The organism is Mycobacterium sp. (assembly GCF_044342925.1).
GTDB lineage: Bacteria > Actinomycetota > Actinomycetes > Mycobacteriales > Mycobacteriaceae > Mycobacterium.
The window spans coordinates 1-13,220 of record NZ_JBIIOV010000018.1; the positions used below are offsets into that span (position 1 = coordinate 1).

Annotated in this window: 16 protein-coding genes; 11 read left to right on the forward strand and 5 right to left on the reverse strand. The window is 68.2% G+C overall.

Features of this window, described 5'->3' with window-relative positions; translation table 11 throughout:
- Positions 1-40 precede the first annotated feature (40 nt).
- From ttfA to ADBZ6I_RS03580, 8 genes are all read left to right on the forward strand, one after another.
- Positions 41-796 (forward strand): trehalose monomycolate transport factor TtfA, encoded by a 756-nt coding sequence (gene ttfA, locus ADBZ6I_RS03545; protein WP_526380929.1) that lies wholly within the window; start codon positions 41-43, stop codon positions 794-796.
- Positions 797-814: 18 nt separating this feature from the next.
- Positions 815-1,591 (forward strand): SDR family NAD(P)-dependent oxidoreductase, encoded by a 777-nt coding sequence (locus ADBZ6I_RS03550; RefSeq protein ID WP_526380931.1) that lies wholly within the window; start codon positions 815-817, stop codon positions 1,589-1,591.
- 40 nt (positions 1,592-1,631) lie between these two features.
- Positions 1,632-2,198, forward strand: coding sequence for an orotate phosphoribosyltransferase (pyrE, locus tag ADBZ6I_RS03555; protein ID WP_526380989.1), 567 nt, complete (start codon positions 1,632-1,634; stop codon positions 2,196-2,198).
- A gap of 6 nt (positions 2,199-2,204) precedes the next feature.
- The gene (locus ADBZ6I_RS03560; RefSeq protein WP_526380933.1) at positions 2,205-2,948 is read left to right on the forward strand and encodes a hypothetical protein; all 744 of its coding nucleotides are present in this window, start codon (positions 2,205-2,207) and stop codon (positions 2,946-2,948) included.
- Entirely contained in the window at positions 2,945-3,607 is a 663-nt protein-coding gene (locus ADBZ6I_RS03565) for a TrmH family RNA methyltransferase (protein WP_526380935.1), read from the forward strand. The genes ADBZ6I_RS03560 and ADBZ6I_RS03565 overlap by 4 nt, the downstream gene beginning before the upstream one ends.
- A gap of 16 nt (positions 3,608-3,623) precedes the next feature.
- Complete coding sequence (locus ADBZ6I_RS03570) at positions 3,624-4,724, forward strand: glycoside hydrolase family 76 protein (RefSeq protein WP_526380937.1); 1,101 nt, start codon at positions 3,624-3,626, stop codon at positions 4,722-4,724.
- 256 nt (positions 4,725-4,980) lie between these two features.
- Positions 4,981-5,751 (forward strand): LpqN/LpqT family lipoprotein, encoded by a 771-nt coding sequence (locus ADBZ6I_RS03575; RefSeq protein ID WP_526380939.1) that lies wholly within the window; start codon positions 4,981-4,983, stop codon positions 5,749-5,751.
- A gap of 30 nt (positions 5,752-5,781) precedes the next feature.
- The gene (locus tag ADBZ6I_RS03580) at positions 5,782-6,081 is read left to right on the forward strand and encodes a hypothetical protein (RefSeq protein ID WP_526380941.1); all 300 of its coding nucleotides are present in this window, start codon (positions 5,782-5,784) and stop codon (positions 6,079-6,081) included.
- 19 nt (positions 6,082-6,100) lie between these two features.
- On the opposite strand, the gene ADBZ6I_RS03585 is transcribed toward ADBZ6I_RS03580, so the two are convergent.
- Positions 6,101-6,763 (reverse strand): VTT domain-containing protein, encoded by a 663-nt coding sequence (locus ADBZ6I_RS03585; RefSeq protein WP_526380943.1) that lies wholly within the window; start codon positions 6,761-6,763, stop codon positions 6,101-6,103.
- Positions 6,764-6,837: 74 nt separating this feature from the next.
- Here ADBZ6I_RS03585 and fbaA point away from each other — a divergent pair, with 74 nt between their 5' ends.
- Positions 6,838-7,875 (forward strand): class II fructose-bisphosphate aldolase, encoded by a 1,038-nt coding sequence (fbaA, locus tag ADBZ6I_RS03590; RefSeq protein WP_526380945.1) that lies wholly within the window; start codon positions 6,838-6,840, stop codon positions 7,873-7,875.
- A 149-nt stretch (positions 7,876-8,024) separates the two neighbouring features.
- On the opposite strand, the gene ADBZ6I_RS03595 is transcribed toward fbaA, so the two are convergent.
- Positions 8,025-8,765 carry an Rv0361 family membrane protein gene (locus tag ADBZ6I_RS03595; protein ID WP_526380947.1) on the reverse strand — a complete coding sequence of 247 codons (741 nt, stop codon included), beginning with the start codon at positions 8,763-8,765 and terminating at the stop codon, positions 8,025-8,027.
- A 150-nt stretch (positions 8,766-8,915) separates the two neighbouring features.
- Between ADBZ6I_RS03595 and ADBZ6I_RS03600 the strand changes: the two genes are divergently transcribed.
- A complete protein-coding gene (locus ADBZ6I_RS03600; protein ID WP_526380949.1) occupies positions 8,916-9,332 on the forward strand; it encodes a DUF3151 family protein in 417 nt (138 codons plus the stop codon).
- Between the two features lie 6 nt (positions 9,333-9,338).
- Here ADBZ6I_RS03600 and ADBZ6I_RS03605 read toward each other — a convergent pair whose 3' ends face one another.
- Positions 9,339-10,229, reverse strand: coding sequence for a cation diffusion facilitator family transporter (locus tag ADBZ6I_RS03605; protein WP_526380951.1), 891 nt, complete (start codon positions 10,227-10,229; stop codon positions 9,339-9,341).
- Between the two features lie 156 nt (positions 10,230-10,385).
- Positions 10,386-11,165, reverse strand: a complete 780-nt coding sequence (locus ADBZ6I_RS03610; RefSeq protein WP_526380953.1) for a site-2 protease family protein — start codon at positions 11,163-11,165, stop codon at positions 10,386-10,388.
- A 48-nt stretch (positions 11,166-11,213) separates the two neighbouring features.
- Between ADBZ6I_RS03610 and ADBZ6I_RS03615 the strand changes: the two genes are divergently transcribed.
- The gene (locus ADBZ6I_RS03615; RefSeq protein ID WP_526380955.1) at positions 11,214-12,584 is read left to right on the forward strand and encodes a cytochrome P450; all 1,371 of its coding nucleotides are present in this window, start codon (positions 11,214-11,216) and stop codon (positions 12,582-12,584) included.
- Here ADBZ6I_RS03615 and ADBZ6I_RS03620 read toward each other — a convergent pair.
- Positions 12,570-13,184 carry a peptidase M50 gene (locus ADBZ6I_RS03620; protein ID WP_526380957.1) on the reverse strand — a complete coding sequence of 205 codons (615 nt, stop codon included), beginning with the start codon at positions 13,182-13,184 and terminating at the stop codon, positions 12,570-12,572. The two genes, ADBZ6I_RS03615 and ADBZ6I_RS03620, sit on opposite strands and share 15 nt — an antisense overlap.
- Positions 13,185-13,220: the final 36 nt, after the last annotated feature.

Here is a 13,220-nt window from a genome sequence, read left to right on the forward strand (position 1 = left end):
GCCTCTCGGTGAACGCCTGGAAACGGTTACGCTACGAGCAATGGTCCCGTTCTGGTTCACACTGTCCGCACTCTGCTTCGTGGGTGCGGGAGTCCTGCTGTACGTCGAGGTAGGACGCCGCCGCGGCTTGGGCCGTCGGCGTAAGTCCTGGGCTCGCTCGCACGGATTCGACTACGAAGAGGCATCGAGCGACATCGTCGAGCGCTGGAAGCGCGGCGTGATGTCCACCGTCGGTGACGTCACCGCCCGCAACGTGGTGCTCGGTCAGATCCGCGGTGAGGCCGTGTACGTCTTCGACCTGGAAGACGTCGCCACCGTGATCGCCCTGCACCGCAAGGTGGGCACCAACATCGTCATCGACATGCGGCTCAAGGGCATTCCCGAGCCGCGCGAGAACGATGTCTGGCTGCTCGGCGCGATCGGTCCGCGGATGCTCTACTCCAACAACCTCGACGCCGCGCGCCGGGCCTGCGACCGCCGGATGGTCACCTTCGCGCATACCGCGCCCGACTGCGCCGAGATCCTGTGGAACGAGCAGAACTGGACGCTGCTGGCGATGCCGGTCTCGTCCACCCGCGCCGAGTGGGACGAGGGCCTCAAGACTGTGCGGCAGTTCAACGATCTGCTGCGGGTGCTGCCGCCGATCCCGGCGCAGGCCGGCCGTCGGACCCCAGAGCCCGGGCATCCGCAGCCGCAGTCCAGCCGCGAGCTTCCTCCCGGTTTCAGTGACGCCCCGCCTCTGCTGCGTCCGCAACCGCCGCGCACCGGCACCCAGGCACCGAACTACCAGACCTGACGAGGTTAGGGTGACGGGGTGACTCGCCCGGTAGCCCTGATCACTGGCCCCACGTCGGGGATCGGTGCCGGCTATGCCCGCCGCTTCGCCCGTGACGGATACGACCTGATCCTGGTGGCCCGAGACGTCGACCGCCTCGTCGCACTGGCCGCCGAACTGCGCAGCGCGCACGGCGTCGACGTCGAGGTGCTGCCCGCCGACCTGGCCGTGGCCGCCGACCGCGAGAAAGTGGCCCAGCGGCTGGCCGCCGGGGTGCGAGTGCTGGTCAACAACGCCGGGTTCGGCACCTCCGGTGAATTCTGGACCACCGAACCGGAGCTGCTGCAGCGTCAGCTCGACGTCAACGTCACCGCCGTCATGGACCTGACCCGCGCCGCGCTGCCGCCGATGCTGGCCGCCGGTGTGGGCACCGTGATCAACGTTGCCAGTGTCGCCGGCCTGCTGCCCGGGCGCGGGTCGACCTACTCGGCCTCCAAGGCGTGGGTGGTGTTCTTCTCCGAGGGACTGGCCAACGGGCTGGCCGGAACCGGGGTCGGGGTGCACGCGGTGTGCCCGGGGTTCGTGCGTACCGAGTTCCACCAGCGGGCCGGGATCGACATGGCGTCCATCCCCGGGCCGCTGTGGCTCACCGTCGAGAAGGTGGTCGACGACAGCCTGGCCGATATCGCCGGCGGCACGGTCGTCAGCATCCCGGGTGCCCAGTACAAGGTGCTGACGACCGCCGGCCGTGTCATTCCCCGCGGTCTGGTCCGCGGGTTCACCAAGAGGATGGGACGAGGCCGTGGCCGCACCTGACATCACTGGATCTGATGGCGAGGCTCCTCGCCTCGACGTCATCGATGGCGAGGCTCCTCGCCTCGACGTCACCGACCGCGCTGAGTTGGCCGAACTGGTCCGGCAGTTGTCGGTGGTGTTCGGCCGGGTGACCCTGTCGTCGGGCAAGGAAGCCGACTACTACGTCGACCTGCGGCGCGCCACCCTTCACCATCAGGCCGCCCCGCTGATCGGCCGGCTGATGCGTCAACTGACCGCCGACTGGGACTACGCCGCCGTCGGCGGTCTGACCATGGGCGCCGATCCGGTGGCATGCGCGGTCATGCACGCGCCCGGCCGTCCGATCGATGCCTTCGTGGTGCGCAAGGCTGTGAAAAGCCATGGCATGCAACGGCTTATCGAAGGCGCGGAGGTTTCCGGCCGGCGGGTGCTCGTGGTCGAGGACACCAGCACCACCGGCGGCTCCGCGCTGACGGCGGTGCACGCCGTCCGCGACGCCGGGGGCATCGTGGCCGGAGTCGCGACGGTGGTGGACCGCGCCACCGGGGCTGCCGAGGCGATCGAAGCCGAGGGGGTGCCGTACCGCAGCATCCTCGGTCTGGCCGACCTCGGCCTCGCCGATGACTGACAGCCCATGACTGACATCGGCGACGGCTACCCCGATCTCGACTGGGACGAAGTCGTCGATGTGCTGTGCATCGGCACCGGACCCGGATCGCTGGCGTACGGAATCCTCTGCGCCGCAGCTGGATTGGAAGTCCTGATCGTCGAGTCCCCGCACTTGGATCTCGAGACGCGGGAATTCCGCGACGCCATGACCGTCGACCTCGGCGGCTGTCCGCCCGCGCTGGAGTTGGCGCTCAACCGCGCCGAACCCGTCGCGGCGCCGTCGGGTCGGCGTGCCAAGCTGGAAACCTTTGACGGCGAACAACTTCGGCAGTGGTCCGCCCGTTGCTTGGCGTCGCCCTCCGGTGTGCTTTTCACCGAGGTGCCGGCCTTAGAAGCGATGCGCACCGAGGCAGGTGAGTCCATCACCGCCGGGCTGATCGCCGGCTACCAACCCGACCCCGAGCAACCCGGCCCCGCGCTCTCGCACTGGCTGCGCGAGCGCGCCGCGGGACTGTTCGCCCCGGAGGGGGACCGGCTGGGTGGGCTGGTCGTGGCCGAGGGCCGGATCGCCGGGGTCAGCCTGGACACCACCGACGGACCACGGCGAATCGGAACCTCGGCGGGCCTCGCCATCTCGGTGGGTGCGGCTCCGGACTCGTGGCCGGCCCAGCCTGAACTCGCCGGTGTCACCGCTGCCGTGGCCGTGGTCAGCCGCTGGGCCGGTCGGTTCGCCCGGGTCGAGTTGCTCAGCGTCCCAGCGCGGCCGTGACCGGAGCCGAGTCCGGCCCCACCGAGTGGTCCGCCGGCAACCCCGGCGTCGGGCCATGGCGCGACACGCACCCCGGGTTGCCCGCCGACGACCCCCGCTATGACCCGGACTTGCTGGAGCACGGGGACACCCGCAATGTGGTCGACGCCTACCGGTACTGGCGCCGCGAGGCGATCGTCGCCGACATCGACCGGCGCCGTCACCGGTTGCACGTGGCGATCGAGAACTTCGGCAACGACGCCAACATCGGAGCCGTGGTGCGCACCGCCAACGCTTTCGCCGTGCACACCGTGCATATCGTCGGGCGGCGCCGCTGGAACCGGCGCGGCGCCATGGTCACCGATCGTTACCAGCACCTGGCCCATCACGACACCACCGAGGAACTGCTGGCTGCGGCCGCGGCCGCCGGGCTGACCGTCGTCGCTGTCGACAACATCCCCGGCGCAGTGCGTCTTGAGCAGACCGATCTTCCGAGGGACTGCCTGCTGCTGTTCGGGTCCGAAGGGCCGGGGATCTCGCAGGCGGCCCGCGCGGGAGCGGCGATCACGGTGTCGATCGCCCAGTTCGGTTCCACCCGCAGCATCAATGCCGGGGTCGCCGCCGGCATCGCCATGCATGCTTGGATCAGGCAGTGGTCCGACTTCACGTCGGCCTGGTAGGGCAGGATTGCCAACCATGGATCAGCAATGGAGAAACCGGGCGGCCAGCGCCGAGACGGCCATCGCCACGCGGCACCTGAGTAAACTGTGGGAACTGCCCGGCACCCAACTCGGGGTGGTGGCCTGGCCACCCACCCGCAAGGATTCGACGTTCGCCACCTGGCACTATTGGTGGCAGGCCCATCTGCTCGACACCCTGGTCGACGCGCAGGTCCGTGACCCCTCGCCGAGCCGGGTCGAGAAGATCAAGCGACAGATCCGCGGCCATCGCGTGCGTAACAACGGCTGCTGGACCAACAATTACTACGACGACATGGCGTGGCTGGCGCTCGCACTGGAGCGTTCCGGCCGGCTGGCCGGAGTTTCCAATCCGAAGGCACTGGCCACTCTGTCCGGCCAGCTAGTGAACTCGTGGGCGCCGGAGGCCGGTGGCGGCATCCCGTGGCGCAAGAAGGAGCAGTTCTTCAACGCTCCCGCCAACGGGCCGGCCGGCATCTTCCTGGCCCGGTACGGCAACGTCGTGCGGGCCCAGCAGATGGCCGACTGGATCGACGCGACCCTCATCGATCCGGAGACCAATCTGGTGTTCGACGGCATCAAAGAAGGCTCGTTGGTCCGCGCGCAGTACACCTACTGCCAAGGCGTCGTCGTGGGGCTGGAGACCGAGTTGGCGGTCCGAACCGGCGATCCACGGCACGCTGCCCGGGCCCGCCGCCTGATCGCCGCGGTGGCCGAACACATGGCTCCGGCGGGTGTGCTGAAGGGCGCCGGCGGCGGCGACGGCGGCCTGTTCGCCGGCATCACCGCCCGGTATCTGGCGCTGGCCGCCACCGACCTGCCGGGCGAGGCGGCGGAGGACACCGCGGCCCGTGACGCCGCCCGCGGCATCGTGCTCGCCTCGGCGCGTGCGGCCTGGGACAACCGGGCCGACGCCGACGGTCTGCCGCTTTTCAGCGCTTTCTGGGATCGCATGGCGCAGGTGCCGCAGCCAGACGGCGCGGGGGGCGGCAAGGCCAACGGGGCGGTCTTCGCGTCACCGTCGGCCGAACGCGATCTTTCCGTGCAGGTTTCGGGCTGGATGCTGATGGAGGCAGCGGCTACGGTCGCCGCCGGGTGACCCGCTCAGACGGTGCTCTCGCGGTTCTCCAAGCCGACCGCGGCGAAAGAAGTTCCCGCCGGTCCTGTCGCAGCCGCGGGTCGGATGTTCCCGTGGCGACAGCATCCATCAGGTCGGCCAAGGCGTCGGCGCCCCCGTCCGGCCGGTCGCCGGTTCGAGTGTTCTTGTGTGATGAATACCCCGTTCGGTCAGCGTGGAAGCGTGCCGGGTGGCTATGCTCAGGCCGTACGCGAGGTGAGAAGGAGAACGCGACCCGATGAAGAACATCACGGCGGTGACGGCGGCGGGGCTTCTTGCGACGGGCTCATTGCTCGTTGGTTGCAGCCCGAGAACGGAAATCCCCTCGACGGCGACCGGGCAATCCACGCCGACGGTCTGGACGGGTTCGCCCGCTCCGGCCGCCAGCGGTGAGGAAGGGCACGGCGGCGGCTCCGGCCACAGCGGCGAATCGAGCCACAACGGCGCCGCGGGCAAGAGCGGCGCGGAGGCGCCGAAGCGCGACATCAGGACGCTGAATCAGTACATCGTGGACAACAAGATCGCCGAGGTCCCGTTCAAGAAGGGCGACCCGGGCGCGCCGGACATCGAATTCCCGATCCCGCCGGGCTGGACGGCGGCGGGCGATCAGAAGCCCGACTGGGCCTACGGCGCGATCTTCTACGAAAAGATGTTGGCGCGGAACGAATCCACCTACATGTATGCCATCGCCTCCAAGCTCACCGGAAACGTCGATCCGGAGAAGATCCTGGAATTGGCGCCCGACCAACTCGATGTGTTACCCGAATTCGAGGTCATGCGTGGCCCGAAGCGAGCCAAGTTCAGCGGTTACGACTCAGTCGAGTACATCGGCACCTTCGTGGACGACGGTAAGGCGCGCGCGGTCGGCCAGGAGACCGTCGTGATCCCGGGTAAGGATGCGGTTTACGTCCTGCAACTAAACGGCGAAGCGCCGGCGGGTGAGGGTCAAGTGGTGATCGATGCGGCCGCTGTCATTCGCGACCAGACCAAGATCACCCTGCCCTCCTGACGCCCACACCGACGTAGCACGGAGAACTCCATGACAATCCGATCCGCCCGATCCACGGCTTCCCGACTGATGCTGGCCGCCGTCTGCGGTGCCGGCCTGCTCTACACCCCGCTGGCCGCCGCGCCGGTCGCTCTGGCGGCGCCGTGCCCGGGCGGTGCGATCGCCGACCCGATCACCGGTGTGTGCTGGTCGCAATCTAAAGGCACGATCGGAATCACCGGCACCGGCGGGGTGTGCCTGCCGGGACGCCTCGGGCTGTGCATGGCCGCTCTGCAGAACTCGCAGAGGCCGGGTGCCACTCTCGATAAGAACAAGCAGTCCTGGCCGTAATGGACGTCCCGGCGCGCGCCTAGCTTTCCTCGGGTAGCGCGCCGCGCCGGCGTGCCACATTTCGGGCCACCGCGCTCACTCCCGGCAGGATCGACAAGAACACGATGAGCAGGATCACCAACTCGAAGTTGTTCTTGACGAACGGCACATTGCCCAGAAAGTAACCCAGCGCCGTCAATCCGGAGCCCCAGAGGATTCCGCCGATGATGTTGTAGCTGAGGAACACCGGGTACCTCATGTAGGACACCCCGGCCAGTACCGGCGCGTAGGTGCGAACGATCGGGACGAAGCGGGCCAGAATGATCGTCTTGGGGCCGTGCTTCTCAAAAAAGGCGTGCGACTCCTCCACATAGCGCTTCTTGAAGAACCGCGAATCTTCCTTGTCGAACAGCGCCGGACCGATGCGCCTACCGATGTAGTAGGCGCATTGATCTCCCAGAATCGCGACCACCGGGACCGTTAACACCAGCACCCAGATGTTCACCGGGGGGTTGGGTGCGGCTGCCAGCAACCCGCCGGTGAACAGCAGCGAGTCGCCGGGAAGCAACGGGAACAGCAGGCCAGTCTCGATGAAGACGATGATCAAGATGCCGGGCAGGACCGCGGAGGCGAACAACCCACCGTCGCCCAGCCAGTACATCGGGTCCAGGATGCCCGGCAGGGCGAGCACGGTGGTGGTCATGAGGCCCCAAGATACCGGTGCCGTTTGACATACTGCCTTTCAGACGCACCCGTTCCCCGCCGAGAGGATGTTCCATGCCCATCGCCACCCCCGAGGTCTACGCGGAGATGCTGGACCGCGCCAAGGAACATTCGTTCGCGTTTCCCGCCATCAACTGCACGTCGTCGGAGACCATCAACGCCGCGATCAAGGGGTTCGCCGACGCCGGAAGCGACGGCATCATCCAGTTCTCCACCGGTGGCGCTGAATTCGGCTCCGGCCTGGGCATCAAGGAAATGGTCACCGGTGCGGTCGCACTGGCGGAGTTCGCGTACGTGATCGCGGCGAAGTACCCGATCACCGTGGCGTTGCACACCGACCACTGCCCGAAGGACAAGCTGGACACCTATGTCCGTCCGCTGCTGGCCATTTCGGCCGAACGTGTCCGGTCCGGCAAAGACCCGCTGTTCCAGTCACATATGTGGGACGGTTCGGCGGTGCCGATCGGCGAGAACCTCTCGATCGCCCAGGAGCTTCTCAAGCATGCCGCCGCGGCCAAGATCATCCTCGAGGTCGAGATCGGCGTCGTCGGTGGCGAGGAGGACGGTGTCGAGGCCGAGATCAACGAGAAGCTGTACACCAGCCCCGAGGACTTCGAAAAGACCGTCGCGGCACTGGGCGCCGGAGAGAACGGCCGTTATCTACTGGCAGCGACGTTCGGCAACGTGCACGGCGTCTACAAGCCCGGCAACGTCAAGCTCAAGCCCGAGGTGCTGGCCGACGGTCAGCGGGTTGCGGCGGCCAAGCTGGGCCTGGCGGAAGGCGCGATGCCGTTCGACTTCGTCTTCCACGGGGGCTCAGGGTCGCTGAAGTCGGAGATCGAGGATTCACTGCGCTACGGCGTGGTGAAGATGAACGTCGACACCGACACCCAGTACGCGTTCACCCGCCCGATTGCGGGGCACATGTTCACCAACTACGACGGCGTGCTCAAGGTTGACGGTGAGGTGGGCAACAAGAAGGTCTACGACCCGCGTGTGTACATGAAGAAGGCCGAAGCCGGTATGAGCCAGCGGGTCATCGAGGCGTGCACCGATCTGCGCAGCGTCGGCCGGAGTGTGTCCGCCGGCTGAACGAGCCGAGGCGCCAGCCGAGGGGAGTGAGGCCGGCAATCGGGTCCCGCCGGGTAATTCGAACATCGAGTCTGCGGTCAGGGCGGGTTTCCCTCAGCCGCGTGAACCCGCCTCACGGGAGCCCGCCTGAATTGCACTCTCGGTGCAGATCAGGAGGACTGGCAGATCTTCCACTGGTCGTCGCTGAACTGCATATCGAAGCTGCGGGTGGACGTCGTCGCCGGATCGAAGGCCATGTACGAGGTCACGTTGGCCTCGGCGTGGTCGCCGTTGACCACCACTTCGTCAACGCTGGCGACCACGGGATACTGCTTGGCCGCAGCCACCCGCGCATAGGTGTCCGACCAGGCCTTGTCGTCGTAGTTGGCGTAGGTCTCGCGAGTTTGACCGCAGGTGATGTTGCGCAACGTAGCCAGGTCCCCGTTGCGGACCGCGGCGTCGAAGCTCTCGATCGTCGAGCGCACCGCATTCTCCTTCGCCGCCTTGGCGGCCTCCGAGCGTTTCATCAGCACAAAACCGAGAATCGCCGCCGCAATCAGTGCCGCAACCACGACCAGGATCGGGATCAGCCAGCTCGGCCGCTCCGGCGCTCGCGGCGGGATGGCCTGCGGGGCGGCGGCCCGGACCCGCGGACTGCTCGCGAATGCCTGGGTCGGCGCGGACATGAACGCGGCCTCGTCGTCGGGAACGCGGTCGATGATCTGTGTGGACCCGGCGTCGAAACCCGGTGCGGTATAACGACGTTCGTCACCATTACCGAGCGCAGGCCCGGATTCGGCGGGAATTTCGATTACTTCGGTGACCGGATCGCTGTCTGCAGTCGAAGCGTAGCGCTCGGTGTCGGCGCCACGGGCGTCGTCCTCGGAGCCGGTGCCGGACGAATTCGACATGGCGTGCTGCAGTCCCTCCTGGTGCTGGTCTACTCCGACCCTAGCGGGTGGGCTGGCTTTCGGGCCTTCAGCAACTCCGCCAGCCTGCACACAATGTCACTGCCCCGACAGGGCACGGTGTCACTGCCCCGGACAGGGCACAATGTCGCCATGACCTCATTCGGTGATCTCCTCGGCCCTCCACCGGTGCGGCTGCCCGCAGACAGCGAGGCCGAAGCCCAGCTCGAGGCGGGGGAGAACCCGGCCATCGTGGCGGCCGCCCACCCGGCGGCGTCGGTGGCCTGGGCGGTGCTGGCTGAGGAGGCGCTGGCCGGGGACAAGGCCATCACCGCGTACGCCTACGCCCGCACCGGCTATCACCGCGGCCTTGACCAGCTGCGCCGAAACGGCTGGAAGGGTTTCGGGCCGGTGCCCTTCGATCACGAACCCAACCAGGGCTTTCTGCGCTGCGTGGCGGCCCTGGCGCGGGCCGCCGACGCCATCGGTGAGACCGCCGAGTTCGAGCGCTGCCGGGATCTGCTCGACGACTGCGACCCGGCCGCCCGGGGTGAGCTCGGCTTGGCCTGACCGGGGTTAGAGGTCGGTCTGCTCCGGACATCCGGCGGAGTCCCCGGGGCTTTCCACCTGGACCGTGGCGTGTCCCAGTCCGCGGGCTGCCAGCACCGCGCGGGCGTCCGCCAAGACATGGTCTGAGCCTCCGTCGGTGGCCAGATGCGCGGTGGCCATGTCCCGGCCGGGCGCCAACGTCCACACGTGCAGGTCATGCACTTCCACGACGCCCTCGACCGCCGTGAGCGCCGACCGCAACTCGTCGACGTCGATGTGCTTGGGTGACGACTCCGACAGGATTCGCAGCGCTGCTCTGGCCAGCGCGATCGCCCGCGGCAACACCCACAGCGCCACCAGGACTGCCACCACGGTGTCGGCGTAGGGCCAGTGCGTCGTGACGGTGACGATGCCGGCGATCAGCACCCCCACGCTGCTGATTGTGTCGGCGACCACCTCCATATAGGCGCCCTTGACCGCGAGACTGCCCTCGGCGTGCGATCGGAGGAGGAGCATCACCGCGATGTTGGCGCCCAGGCCCAGCAGGGCAACCAGGATCAATGGGCGTCCCGCGATTTCGGGGCGCTGCCCCAGCCGTTCGAATGCCTCGTAGACGATGAACCCGGCGACGCCGAGCAGCAGCAGGGCGTTGCCGACCGCGGTGAACACCTCGGCTCGGTGCCAGCCGTAGGTGCGGGCGGCCGTGGCCCTGCGGCGAGCCATCAGCAGAGCCGTCAGCCCCATGAACAACGCCACCAGATCGGTGAGCATGTGGCCGGCGTCGGCCAGCAGAGCCAGCGACCCGATAGCCAGAGCGGTGGCGATCTCGACGACGAAGAACACCCCGAGGATCACCGCGGCCGTCGCCATCCTGCCCACCCGGGCGTCGGCGCTGCCGTGGCTGTGTCCGGCTCCCATCGCTGGAATATATCCGCCGCCGACCGACTTACGTCACCTTCAATTCGGTACTGAAGTCCCTGTCTTCGGGTGGCGTGTCGTTGTAACGTTCATTCAAGTGCGGCAGCGGTGAGGGGGGTCCGCTGCCGCACATCTTTGTGTCCCGGCCTTTCTTTCTCAGAGCCAGGCCGACCAGAACCGCGTCAGGTCCATGCCGTCGAAAGCCAGGCCGCCGGGCACCCCGGAGAGTCCGAACAGCCAGAACACCGCGGAGAAGAACACGCGGTTGGGACCCGGGGCGATCAGCACCACGATCAGGATCAGGAATCCGAACTGCTTGGCCGGCTGCAGCGCGCGCTGCGTCGCCGGGCTCAGATGCGGTTCCAGCGCCCCATACCCGTCCAGGCCCGGAATCGGCAGCAGGTTGAGCAGTAACGCTGTGACCTGCAGGAAGCCCAGGAATGCCACACCTGCCCAGAACACCCGGTGGCCGGGGTCGTAGAACAAGCGTGCCGCCGCCAGCAGCACCAGGGCCAGTACCAGGTTCGCGAACGGCCCGGCCAGGTTGACGATGGTGCGCTGCCGCGGCGTCATGAACCCGGTACGCAGGTACACCGCACCGCCCGGCAGGCCGATGCCGCCCAAGGCGATGAACAGCAGCGGCAGACCCAGCGACAGCACCGGGTTGGAATACTTCAGCGGGTTGAGCGTCAGGTAACCCCGGACCGCCACGTCGTCGTCGCCGAACCGCCACGCGGTGTAGGCGTGCCCGAATTCGTGCAGGCACAGCGACACCAGCCAGCCCCCGATCACGAAAATGAACACCCCGACATAGGCCATCGGCCGCGGTGCGGCCGCTGCCATCCAGGCCAGCACCCCGCCCAACGCGGTGAGGCCGACAAGGGCCAGGAAGACGGGGCTGGGGCGCACCGACTGGTGCAGCGGGCGAACGCTCACGGAGTCGAACGTACCGAAGTGAACCAGCCGATATGGGATGGTTGGGCTGTGCGACCACCCGCGCTGCCGGCGCCTGGACCCCTGTCCCCGCTGTTCGGGGGTCTGTACGCGGCGGCCTACGGCATCGGTGGCCAGCAACTCGTCACAAAGATGGTTCGGCGGGTGGGTCCGGTGGTCGCGCTGCCGGTGCTCGGCTACGGGCCGGTGGTCGCGGTGGCTGATCCGGCACTGGTCAAGCAGGTGTTCGCCGCCAAACCCGACGTGCTGCTCGGCGGTGAGGGAGTGGGGCCGGCGGCAGCCATCTACGGCCGCCGGTCGATGTTCGTCCAGGAGGAACCCGAGCATCTGCGCCGCCGCAAGCTGATGACCCCGCCCCTGCACGGCGGCGTTCTGGATGGCTATGTGCCGATCATCGAGCAGGCCACCCGCTCCGCCATGGCGCACTGGCCCGCCGGGCGGCCGATGCGGATGCTGGAGGCCGCCCGCGAACTGACCCTCGACGTCATCATCCGGATCATGTTCGGAGTCGACGACGCCGACGAGGTCGGCCGGCTTGGCCGCCCGTTCGACGATCTGCTGGTGCTGGCGATCTCCGAGGAGACCCCGGTGCGCTACGCCGCCCGCCGACTTGGCGCGTTGCGGATGTGGGGCAGGCTGCGGGGCATCAACCGCCGCATCGACGACGTGCTGATGCCGTTGATCGCCGACCGCCGCGCCGCCCCCGGCCGCCCGGCCGGGATTCTGGGGATGCTGGTCGACGCTCGTGCTGAAGACGGAGAGGGGTTGTCCGGCTCAGAAGGTCTGTCCGACAGAGAGATCCGGGCCGACCTCATCACCCTGGTGCTGGCCGGTCATGAGACGACGGCCACCACGCTGGCCTGGGTGGTGGACCTGCTGCTGCATCATCCCGAGGTGCTGGAGCAGGTGCGCGCCGAGGCGCTCGACGGGGGGAGTGCCTACACCGAGGCCGTGATCAACGAGACGCTGCGGCTGTTCCCGCCGGCCCCCATCACCGGCCGGATGACCGCCGGTCGCTACCAACTCGGCGACTACACACTCGAGCCCGGCACCCGCATCGTGCTGCTGCTCGACGCGGTCAATCGCGATCCCGCCAGCTACCCCGAACCCGACGAATTCCGGCCGGAACGCTTCGTCGGTGCGCGCCCGCAGCCTTACGCCTGGGTCCCGTTCGGCGGCGGCATAAAGCGGTGCATCGGCGCCGCCTTCGCGATGCGGGAACTGACCACCGTGCTCCACACGCTGCTGCGCGAGAGCCGGTTCGAGGCGATCAGCAAGAACCCGGAGACCCCGCCCTGGCGGGCGGCTCCCGTGCTGGTGCCGCGCAACGGCACCAGGGTCCGGTTCTGGCCGGTCGGGGCGGCGCAGCAGGCCGGGCAATCCCGGTCAGCCCACGCGTAGCCACCCGGTGGTGTGCCGGTAGAACGTCGAGCGCTTCACCTCTCGCTTGCCCGACACGCCGTCGCGCACCACTTTCGCCCCGGTGGTGCCCAGCTGCGCGGCCCGGCCGCTGACCCACTTCACCGGCCGCCGGCCGCCGAGCACCGCAGCCCGCAGACCGGGCATCGTGGAGGTCGGTTCGATCCGCACCCCAGCCACCGCACCGTCGAAGAGCACGGTGTCGTCCACCACCGCCTCGCCGTGGATCAGGGCGGCGCCGTCGGGTGGAAGCCAGGTCGCCGCACCCACCAGGGCCGTGCCGGTGTCATCCCTGATCAGCGGAACTCGTTGTGCCGCAGCCTGCAACGCCCGTCGCGCGCTGAGCGTGCCGCGCAGCCCGCCCGGCAGGTGGGCGACTTCGATGTCGAGCCGGTCGGCCCGCATCAGCCGGGTCAGCACCGCGGCGAGATCGGCGTCGGCACCGACGACCACCAGCCTGCTGGCGGTTTCCAGGACGCTGTCCACAGTGGCGATATCGGTCACTTCCAGACCGGGAAGAGCGGCCAGTGGCCAGGGCGCCGGACGGCCGCCGAACCGCAGAACTTCTGCCTGGGTATTCATCAACGACACTCCCGTTGCTGCGCTCCGATAGGGTAG

Bases quoted from the DNA above. Each gene is read 5' to 3' on its own strand.
- ADBZ6I_RS03570 (WP_526380937.1), top strand. From the start codon at position 3,624: ATGGATCAGCAATGGAGAAACCGGGCGGCCAGCGCCGAGACGGCCATC.
- ADBZ6I_RS03595 (WP_526380947.1), bottom strand. From the start codon at position 8,765: ATGTCGAATTCGTCCGGCACCGGCTCCGAGGACGACGCCCGTGGCGCC.
- ADBZ6I_RS03575 (WP_526380939.1), top strand. From the start codon at position 4,981: ATGAAGAACATCACGGCGGTGACGGCGGCGGGGCTTCTTGCGACGGGC.
- ttfA (WP_526380929.1), top strand. From the start codon at position 41: ATGGTCCCGTTCTGGTTCACACTGTCCGCACTCTGCTTCGTGGGTGCG.
- fbaA (WP_526380945.1), top strand. From the start codon at position 6,838: ATGCCCATCGCCACCCCCGAGGTCTACGCGGAGATGCTGGACCGCGCC.
- ADBZ6I_RS03585 (WP_526380943.1), bottom strand. From the start codon at position 6,763: ATGACCACCACCGTGCTCGCCCTGCCGGGCATCCTGGACCCGATGTAC.
- ADBZ6I_RS03605 (WP_526380951.1), bottom strand. From the start codon at position 10,229: ATGGGAGCCGGACACAGCCACGGCAGCGCCGACGCCCGGGTGGGCAGG.
- ADBZ6I_RS03620 (WP_526380957.1), bottom strand. From the start codon at position 13,184: ATGAATACCCAGGCAGAAGTTCTGCGGTTCGGCGGCCGTCCGGCGCCC.
- ADBZ6I_RS03560 (WP_526380933.1), top strand. From the start codon at position 2,205: ATGACTGACATCGGCGACGGCTACCCCGATCTCGACTGGGACGAAGTC.
- ADBZ6I_RS03580 (WP_526380941.1), top strand. From the start codon at position 5,782: ATGACAATCCGATCCGCCCGATCCACGGCTTCCCGACTGATGCTGGCC.
- ADBZ6I_RS03600 (WP_526380949.1), top strand. From the start codon at position 8,916: ATGACCTCATTCGGTGATCTCCTCGGCCCTCCACCGGTGCGGCTGCCC.